Annotated in this window: 7 protein-coding genes and 1 pseudogene; 1 reads left to right on the plus strand and 7 read right to left on the minus strand. The window is 49.1% G+C overall.

Annotated elements, in window-relative coordinates:
* Window positions 1-185: 185 nt before the first annotated feature.
* From AGRI_RS16095 to AGRI_RS16125, 7 genes and pseudogenes are all read right to left on the minus strand, one after another.
* The gene (locus AGRI_RS16095; RefSeq protein WP_008985920.1) at window positions 186-1,550 is read right to left on the minus strand and encodes a diguanylate cyclase domain-containing protein; all 1,365 of its coding nucleotides are present in this window, start codon (window positions 1,548-1,550) and stop codon (window positions 186-188) included.
* A gap of 53 nt (window positions 1,551-1,603) precedes the next feature.
* Entirely contained in the window at window positions 1,604-2,812 is a 1,209-nt protein-coding gene (locus AGRI_RS16100) for a methyl-accepting chemotaxis protein (RefSeq protein ID WP_008985921.1), read from the minus strand.
* Window positions 2,813-3,012: 200 nt separating this feature from the next.
* Window positions 3,013-4,047, minus strand: a pseudogene (locus tag AGRI_RS16255) (porin).
* A 194-nt stretch (window positions 4,048-4,241) separates the two neighbouring features.
* Window positions 4,242-4,652 (minus strand): DUF6691 family protein, encoded by a 411-nt coding sequence (locus AGRI_RS16110; protein ID WP_008985924.1) that lies wholly within the window; start codon window positions 4,650-4,652, stop codon window positions 4,242-4,244.
* 10 nt (window positions 4,653-4,662) lie between these two features.
* Window positions 4,663-5,067: a YeeE/YedE family protein gene (locus tag AGRI_RS16115; RefSeq protein ID WP_008985925.1), complete on the minus strand. Its 405-nt coding sequence runs from the start codon at window positions 5,065-5,067 to the stop codon at window positions 4,663-4,665.
* A gap of 9 nt (window positions 5,068-5,076) precedes the next feature.
* Entirely contained in the window at window positions 5,077-5,478 is a 402-nt protein-coding gene (locus tag AGRI_RS16120) for a rhodanese-like domain-containing protein (RefSeq protein ID WP_008985926.1), read from the minus strand.
* Window positions 5,479-5,508: 30 nt separating this feature from the next.
* Entirely contained in the window at window positions 5,509-6,261 is a 753-nt protein-coding gene (locus tag AGRI_RS16125; protein ID WP_008985927.1) for a sulfite exporter TauE/SafE family protein, read from the minus strand.
* Between the two features lie 113 nt (window positions 6,262-6,374).
* Between AGRI_RS16125 and AGRI_RS16130 the strand changes: the two genes are divergently transcribed.
* On the plus strand, window positions 6,375-7,250 hold the full coding sequence (locus AGRI_RS16130) for an MBL fold metallo-hydrolase (RefSeq protein WP_008985928.1): 876 nt from the start codon (window positions 6,375-6,377) through the stop codon (window positions 7,248-7,250).
* Window positions 7,251-7,292 lie beyond the last annotated feature (42 nt).

Below are 7,292 nucleotides of genomic sequence, written 5' to 3' on the forward strand. Positions count from 1 at the left end.
CCACTTTAATTCCATAAGCAATTTAGTATGTCTGAGCGGTAGTTCAGTCGGTTGCTTTCTGTTAAGAATCAGCCGGCCTGTCACGCCGGGGGTCGCGGGTTCGAGTCCCGTCCGCTCCGCCACTTTAATTCCATAAGCAATTTAGTATGTCTGAGCGGTAGTTCAGTCGGTTTTTTTCGATTTTTTTATTCGCTTTTTGCTTTGTGAGCCGCTTTCTGTTGATACATCCCTAAATCGGCATGATGCAATAGCGTTTCCAGATCCTGGGCATCGTGCGGGAAGCGAGCATGGCCAAGGCTATATTGGATAGTAAATGCTGTGCCTTGGTGCGTAAAAGGGCTATCGCTCAGTTTCGCGGCGACCTTGCTGATAATTGCTTGTAAATCGTGCTCTGTGCTGACTCTTGGCAATATGATTAAGAATTCATCGCCGGAGAGGCGGCAAGCACTGTCTGAGCCACGTAAAGCACCCTGCAGCCGATGGGCGACTGCTTGTAACAAGGCATCGCCTACGGCATGGCCGTATTGATCGTTAACTTCTTTAAATTTATCCAAGTCTAAACTGAGGATGCTAAAGTCAGATTGACTTTTTACCAGTCGTTCCAGCATTTGTATTGCAAAACGCCGGTTTGGTAGTGCGGTCAGTGCATCCTGCAATGAATTACGTCTGGCAATCCGATAGGCATAAAACAGGCTGAGCAGCACCAGCATCAGCAATAAACATAAACTATAACCGACCAACCGGACCGTAATGGCAATCAGTGTACTGCCTTTTAATTCGCTATGCTCTGGTAAGGCAATGGCCAGCTGCCAGCTACCGGTCAGCAGCCGGATTGTTTCGCTGGCGAAGGCCTGCTCAAAAACCTCAGGATCGCCGCGGAACACCTCACCGCTTGCACCTGTCGCATCTTTACCGCGTAGCGCTAAGCGCACCTGCTGTTCGAGCACGGTTAGACCCGATAGAGTAAATAGCTTATCAATGTCAATAACCACACTGCAGGTACCCCAGTATTGCTGATTAGCCGGCGGATCGATAAATACGGGCATCCGGGCAATAACTGCATTCCCACCCTGCACCAACGGTAAGGGGCCGGCAATATAAATCTCTTGTCTTTGGCGCGCTAGCTCCACCGTACGTAGTTGTTCGGGGTTATTGCGATAATCTAAGCCGATCACCGCTTCATTACCGCGTAACGGGTAAACAAACTGCACCACGTTATCCGGCGCGACTGCCAGATTGCGAATGCTGGTTGCTTTTAGCATCAAGGTTTCGGATAGTTTTTCCCAGTCTGCCGCACTGGACTGCGGATTAACGGTGATAATGGTCGCCAGACTATCAGCCAAAAAGATATTCGCATTGAGCTCCGATTCGATATTGGCACGTACCAGCGACAACTGCTGGCTAAGAGAAGACTGATACTGTTGTTGTAACCGTTGCTGAAAATCACGATGCAGATATTCTACCAGCACAATACTGCCAGCGGTGAGCAGCAACAACGCCAGTGACATTCCACATTTCTGCTTATTAGTTAGCAGTTTAAGTTTTTTCATCTCGTGCCCGGATCCCTGCGTAGCAACGGTGTTTCCTTGATTTAAAGCCAGCCTCAGGCGTGGCGGGTTCTGGCAAAACGCGCCAGTTGCTTTTGAGTAACGGCCGTGCCTTCCAGTAAGTTACGGGCAGCATCATCAATCGCAGCCATTTGCTGATAGGCCTGATTGGTCATTTGTTCAATTGCCGTTAAGTGCACATGCGTTTGCCGGTACTTTTGCTCCAGGCTATTCACGCTGCCACTGATATTCAGCATACCACCGCGGGCAGCTTGCAATTCGGTTTGTAGCAATGAAAATTCATGATTAGTAGTATTGATTTGGCTGCTGGCGTGTTGCGCTTGCTGATTAAGACTATCCGATTCCTGCTTGGTTTCTTTTACCAGCCGCTCCATATCATTCAGAAAGCCCGAGATTTGCTTGGTGGCATCATTAACCTTGGCTGCCAGCGTACGAACTTCATCAGCAACAACTGCAAAGCCGCGACCCGCGTCGCCAGCTCTGGCCGCCTCTATGGCCGCATTTAATGCCAGTAAATTCGTTTGATCGGAGAAGCCCTCTACCATCACCAGAATTTGGCGCACGTTTTCAGAGTTTTTCTGCAAACCGTTAATCGTTGCGCCGAACGAGTCGAGCAAAGCGGCGATGGCGGTTAATTGGCGGTTAAGCTGTTGCATTTGGTCACTGGCAACCTTGGCTTTATCAGTAGCTGCGTGAGTAACCTGACCGACTTTGTCACTACTTTGTACGATATTGGCGAGGAACTCTACCACTTCGTCACTATCGCGACGAATCTGTTGATTACGCTGCTCAGTATCCTGCAAATTACGGCGTGTTTGTTTGACGGCTGCGGAAACTTGCTCGTTAATCTCGTGGTTATCCTGGGCTTGCTGATGCACTTTACCCAGCACCTCACTTAATTGGGCAACAAAATGGTTGAACTCTTCGGATAAGGTGCGGAACTCATCGAAAGTAAAAGCAGGCAGGCGTTGGCTGAGATCTGCACCCTGACGATTGCTCTCATGCAAGGTCCCGACCAGCGCCTGCACCGGGCGGACAATTAGATGCTGTAAATAAAAGCCGGTAAATATAAACGCCACACTACCTGCAATCAGTAAGCACCACCAAAGACCGCGCTCGGGGCTTTCTGGATAAGCCATCCACAGCGCAAGTGCGAAAAACACAGCAATAAATAGCATATTGCCGGCAATTTTCCGGTTTAAGGTGTAGAAAAAATTGCGCTCAATAAAGCTATACAGGGCCATGAATCTCTCCATTACGACTGAGACCTCTTTTGATTTTTTGACAGCATAACACAACAAAATAGCGAAACTTTGATCTCAACACTGACAATAGCTTAGTTTTAACACAGCGCCAAGATGCTGAACGATAGTAAAAAATAAAACCCGGCAACAAAGGCCGGGTTAGCTAAGTAAGAAGCTGTTACAAGTTCTGTCAGCCTGGATTAAAACTTGTAGATGGTACCAAAAGATAGGGCTACCGGATCGGCGCCTGGTGTAATGGTCAGGCGCTTACCATGACCGCCCGCCGACACATTAAAGTTAGCCCGGTCAGCGTTATCTGTCATTGCCACAGCCGCATAAAAACTGAGTGATTTATTAAGCGCCCGGTCAACACCCAGCGCAAGCATGGACGCATCGCTATCGGAAATATCAGCACTTTCTGCTTGGTAGTACTGCGCCGATAAGTCATAAGCGCCAAGTTTATAGCCAAGGCCTAAACCCCAGGCATCACGGTCACCGCCGCTAAAATTTTTTGTTTGCTGATAAAACGCCGCGAACTGCCAGCTATCATTTAATTTATAACGTGTACCAAGGCGAAGACCGCTTGGGGTAGCAACCGCATTACCCTGAGCATCGTCGAGTTGGTTTTACCGTTCATAAGCCAGTATTACCAATAAACCGTCTGCGCTGTAGGTGATTGAACTACTGATGGCATCGTTTTCATTTTGCGGTGTGCTGCCGGTGGCATCATTAGTGGAGTAATGTACATCGACCGTTAAGTTACTAAATACCGGGCTTTGATAATGAATACCGTTACGAAAACGTTTATCCAGGCTTACACCGCCGCCTGACACGATATTGCGCGCGTCACCGATTTTGTCGCCGAAAAAGTCAGTGCGCGAGCGTACTTTTTTCATTGGTGTATCAAAATAACCAATTCGTGCCATACCAAAATCACCTTGTAAACCAACAAAGGTATCGCGGGCATCGAAGTAATCACTGCCCGTATCGCCTTCTTCAATGCGCACCAGCGTTTCAATCTGTGCAATCACTTTCAGACCAGGCTGGACTTCATGTGAAGCCTTAACGCCAATGCGGCTGGAGTTGCTGGAGATATTTAAGCCACTATCCACATCATTATCAAGGTGATCGACCGAGACGTGGATTTGGCCATAAAAGCCTACCTCAGCAGCCTGGCTGGTGCTAAGTGGAGATAGAGCCAGCAGGACACCGGCAGCAGCATAGTGAAGTTTCATACAAGTCTCTTTATGACATTTTTATGTCAGATATTTTACCGTGCAGAGTATGACATTAAAATGACAGTATTATGGCAGCTAAATGACGGTTTGTTGTGATACAAATCAAACAGCCGTGACGTGGCACGGCTGTCTTAACGCATATTATACCCGCTTCTCAGAGTATAGCTGGCAGCGATGGATTCGCAGCTTAGCTAGCTGATTTTTAATTTGCGGGCCACGAACCAGCCGGCCACCATTGCCAATACAAAACCCAGGGTACCGCTGCTACCCGAGGATAAAGCACTGATAGCAGGTCCTGGACAGTAACCGACCATACCCCAGCCTAAGCCAAATACAGCAGCACCAATCAATAAGGGTTTATCGATATAACGGGCTGTAGGCAGATAAAACTGTTTATCAAACAATGGCGCCGGTTTATGGATAAATAACCGGTAGCCGACAGAATACACCGCCAGGGCGCCGGCCATAACCAGTGCTAAACTCGGGTCCCAGTCGCCACTCAGATCAAGAAAAGCCAGCACTTTCTGTGGGTCAATCATCTTTGAGATCGCCATGCCCACTGACATCAGTAAACCGGCGAGAAAAGCGATTAAGAGTTTCATAGTTGACTCCTTAAAACAGCAGGCTGGCGGCTAGCACACCAAACAACATAAAAACCAGGGTGGCAGCTAACGAGCGTGGCGAAAAGCGGCCAATCCCGCACACGCCATGACCAGAAGTGCAACCTGAGCCCCAAGCGGTGCCGAGGCCAACCAGCAAACCCGCGGCCAGCGTAAAGGGGCTAAGCTCGGGGGTGCTATAGCTAAAGTCCTTATAAAACAGGGTTGTTAACAGTGGTCCTGCAACTAAGCCCAGCACAAAGGCCAGCCGCCACAGCTTATCTTCTTTCTGAAATAGCAGAGTACTGGTAATGCCGGAGATACCGGCAATCCGACCCAGGCCAACCAATAATAATAAGGTGCCCAAGCCAATTAACGCGCCGCCGATGAGTGCGGATACCGGAGTAAAGTTTTCCATTTAAACCTCCTAAGCTTTAACCGGGTAACCGGCGTCTTGCCAGGCCATCATGCCGCCGGCAACGGAATAGACATCGCTAAAGCCCATACGCTGCAAAGATTCTGCTGCCAGCGCCGAACGGGCACCAGAGCGGCAAATCAGATACAGCGGTTGCTCTGCCAGTTGCGCTAATGCCACTTCAGCGGCGCAGCCACTGGCGGCGACCAGCGGATGATTGGGTAATTGCATTTCTAACACGCCACGCGGGTAATTTACCGCACCAACGATATGGGCCTGTGAAAACTCCGCTGGCTCACGCACATCAATCAGTAAGGGTTCGCTTTGTTGCTGCAAGTAAGCAGCCAGCTGAGCAACATCGACTTCTTTAATTGCCGCTTTAGCTTCGGCGACCAGCTGTTGTGAGGTTTTCATAAAGATCTCCGTTAAGTTGCAAGCATTAAGTTATTTCAGTACCGACTGGCTAATCACGACTACCGCCATCACCGCCAGGAAGAGTGCAAAACCTTTTTGTAATTTTGCTTTTGGCAACTTTTGACCCAGCCAGTTGCCGGCAAAACTGCCAATAAAACCCGCCACCACCATTATTGCAATCACCTGCCAGTTAAAGCTCATGCCGGCGGCACTAAAAGCCAGATAATACTTGGTAAAGCCAGCAAAAGACTTCATCGCAATAATGCCAAGGCTGGTTGCCACGGCGATACCCAATGGCAAGCCAGCCATCAGCACCAGTGCAGGTACAATTAAAAAGCCACCACCCACACCGACAAAGCCGGTAATGGCACCAACCACTAAACCGTCGGCTACCACTTTGGCCGGTTGAAATGGTCGTTGATTTGCTGTTTCCTGCTGGTTGTTACGCCACATAAAAATAGCAGCAACCACCATCAGGATTGCGAAGACGAGTAGCTGCCAGCGGCTATCGACCAGAGTTCCGATCCAGGCGCCACCGTAAGTACCGAGCATGCCAGGTAAGCCGAACCACCATAGATGACGCCAGCTAATGCGCTTTTGCCAGGCGTTTTGCACTGATCCCAGTAAACTTATTCCGGCCACGATTAGCAGGGAGGAGGCAATGGCCAGCTCCGCCGGCATTTGCAGTAAATACAACAGCACCGGCACCGTCAGAATAGAACCGCCCGAGCCGAACAGACCTAAACTGATACCGATAATAAGTGCGCCAAGTAATACGAACATTCGGACTCCATATTCTATTTTTGAATATGCTTATAACTTGTTTGCATTCTAGGCGCCTTTTCGCTAAGCTGCAACTAAAATTTAGTATTAACTAATTTTAGAGGGTGAATGCGATGTCACAACAAAATTTGCTGATTGAAATGTTCTTTGATCACGACAGCTCCACCTTTAGCTATGTGGTAGCAGATAAAGCAACAGGTCAGGCGACGATTATCGATCCGGTATTAAATTATGATGCAGCAGCTGGCGCGGTAAGCACCATTGATGCCGATAAGATGCTGGCGTTTTTAAAGGCTAACAACCTGACGCTGCAATGGGTGCTGGAAACCCATGCCCATGCCGACCATTTATCAGCAGCACATTATTTAAAGCAACAAACCGGCGCCAGTATTGCCATTGGCGAGGGGATCCGTAAGGTGCAGCAAACCTTTAAGGTAGTATTTAATCTCAGTGATCAGGAGTTGCTGGCCAAGGGCGATTATTTTGATAAGTTATTCGCTGATAATGAAGAATTTCAGATTGGTGGCATTAAGGCTAAGGTGATCAATACGCCTGGCCATACCAACGACAGCGTCAGTTATCTGATAGCTGGTAATTTGTTTGTGGGTGACTCCTTGTTTATGCCTGACGCAGGCACAGCGCGCTGTGATTTCCCGGGGGGCGATGCCCATATTCTGTATCGCTCGATCCAGCGTATCTACCAGCTGCCGGAGGAAACCGTGATCTATATGTGCCACGATTATCAGCCGAATGGCCGCGAGCTGTTATATAAAACCACCGTCGCCGAGCAAAAACAGCACAACATCCATGTCAAAGCCGATACGGTTGAGGCAGATTTTGTCGCCAGACGTGAAGCGCGCGATAGAACCCTGGCGGTGCCACGGCTGATTTATCCGTCGGTGCAGGTGAACATTCGCGGCGGGCAGTTACCGCAGGCGGAGGCGAACGGCAGCCGTTATATTAAGATCCCGTTAAAAGGTGCGCTCTGACATCTCAAAGCGTAAAAAAATAAAGGCAGCCTCGGCTGCCTC

This window comes from Alishewanella agri BL06 (assembly GCF_000272005.1).
Taxonomy (GTDB): domain Bacteria; phylum Pseudomonadota; class Gammaproteobacteria; order Enterobacterales; family Alteromonadaceae; genus Alishewanella; species Alishewanella agri.